This is a genomic window from Candidatus Pelagibacter sp. (assembly GCF_052049815.1).
In the GTDB taxonomy this organism is placed as follows: Bacteria; Pseudomonadota; Alphaproteobacteria; order Pelagibacterales; family Pelagibacteraceae; genus Pelagibacter.
Genome location: NZ_JBNGZG010000085.1, coordinates 1 through 1,992, shown reverse-complemented (window position 1 = coordinate 1,992; position 1,992 = coordinate 1). Strand labels below are relative to the sequence as shown.

The following is a 1,992-nucleotide window of genomic DNA, read 5'->3' as shown; positions in this document are numbered from 1 at the left end:
AAAATAAATTATCTAAATTAGTTTCATAATACTTAGATTTATTTATTGAACTTTTATACATCGGTTTATTAGCTTGATTTACACTTAATGTTTTAATCGGATTTTTATTTTCATAAAATTTAAGACACTGTTGTTCCCAATCTAATTGACAATATTCAATTAATTTTTTTATTTCTTTTTCTTGATCATTTATAAGATTTTCATATTTCAAATTGAAAATTTGCTCTGGGAACATATTGTTCCAAAATTCGATTATATCTTTATACAAAAGATAATATTGAGCTAATTCATCTTGGTCATAACACCATCCTTCAGGGGTATCGAATAAGTTTTTAAAAATTGATAAACAATTATCTTTTGGGTTTCGATGAACATGTATAATTTTACAATTAGGAAAATAAATTAATATAAAGCCAATAAACCAAAAATTTTGCAAAGTTTTATCTATAATAATTTTGTTATCTATATTAAATGATTTTAAAAATTCTATGTAATCATCGTTTATATTAGAATTTAAAAAATTAGAAATTTCTTCTTTATTTTTGTTGTAAATATTTTTTAATATCTTTTCAGGCAAAAAATTAGACTCGCTGATTGAACATGTTTGTGAATGAGAAGATAATATTTGTTCAACTAGTGTTGTGCCCGATCTAGGCATACCCAAAACAAAAATTCTTTTTTGATTATTCTCTTTTTTTTCAAAGTCTTTTAAATTTAAATTATTAAATAATAATTTAATTTGTTCAGATAAATTCTGATGGAAACTAATCTTGTAACTTAGAAATCTTCTCTGTAATTTATTACCTTCCATTAAGTATTTGATAGATTTTGCATAATCTTCATTGTCTTCATATGCTTTTGCTAAAGCAAAATATAAGCTTATTTTTTCATAATTATTTATAAGATCATTATCAAGTTTATTTAGCATTTCAGTAAGGTGTTGTTCATTTTCTTTTTTTTTGTAATTTTGTAATAAGCTAAGCTTATGATCTGCCTTCGTGAATGATGGATTAATTTTAAGAGATTTATTTAAGTATTCTTTCGCTTGGTCTATTTCATTATTAATTTCATATATATTTGCAATATTTAAATATAAAGAAAAATTATTTTTATCTAAGTTTAAAGCTTCATTGTAATATTTTAATGCTTCATTAAAAAAATAAGTTTCATTTTTTAAATTTCCTAAATTTACTAAAGCGTTAATATAATTAGGGTTTTTTAATAAAACTTTTTTTAGATATTCTTCAGATTGCTTGTATTTTTTCAATTTTTTATAAGAAATACCAATATTGTTAATAGCAGCGATGTTTTGAGGATTTATATTTATTGCATTGTTAAAACATTCAATAGATTTTTCAAAAGAATTTAAATTTTGATGACATAAACCTAGGATGTTCCACAAATAATCATTATTATCTTTCTTGAGAAGAATTATAGTTTCATTAATTACTTCGCGAAATTTTCCAAATTTAAATTTTCTTATAAGAATATCGATATTTTTTTTGGTTTCATTGTTCATTTGTTATCATTTTTTCTTATAAAATTTTATCGCTGCAAAACCATATAAATTTATTAATTTTAATAATTTTATATTTTTACTATTAATACCACCAAGTGCAATCACTGGTTTTTTTGAAAAATTACATAATTTTATAAATTTAAATATTCCTAAAAAATTTTTATTTTTTTGAGTTTTAAATAATGGCGATAAAAATATTAAACTAACTTTTTGTTTTTGTTTAATTAATACTTCTTTATAATTATGAGCTGAGCCTATTAGTTTAAATTTATGATTTGTAATATAGTCTTTTAAATAAATTTTTTTATTAAAAGATGGTATATAGGCTCCATCAAGCTTATATTTAAATGCCAATTCAATTTGATTTGAAACAAATAACTTTCTTTTAGTTTTTTTACAAAAAAATTTAAATTTTATTAAATCATTAATATTTATTTTATTTGAATAATTTCTATAAATTAAAGCTACATTAT

The 1,992-nt window shown here is 20.4% G+C and carries 2 protein-coding genes; both read right to left on the bottom strand.

Translation table 11 applies throughout. From position 1 onward, the window contains the following. Window positions 1-1,519 (bottom strand): tetratricopeptide repeat-containing sulfotransferase family protein (locus ACTT9D_RS07285; protein ID WP_440931120.1); only part of this gene is annotated, 1,519 nt, incomplete at its 3' end. A 6-nt stretch (window positions 1,520-1,525) separates the two neighbouring features. Next, window positions 1,526-1,992: thiamine phosphate synthase (locus tag ACTT9D_RS07280; RefSeq protein WP_440931119.1), on the bottom strand; the 467-nt coding region annotated here is incomplete at its 5' end.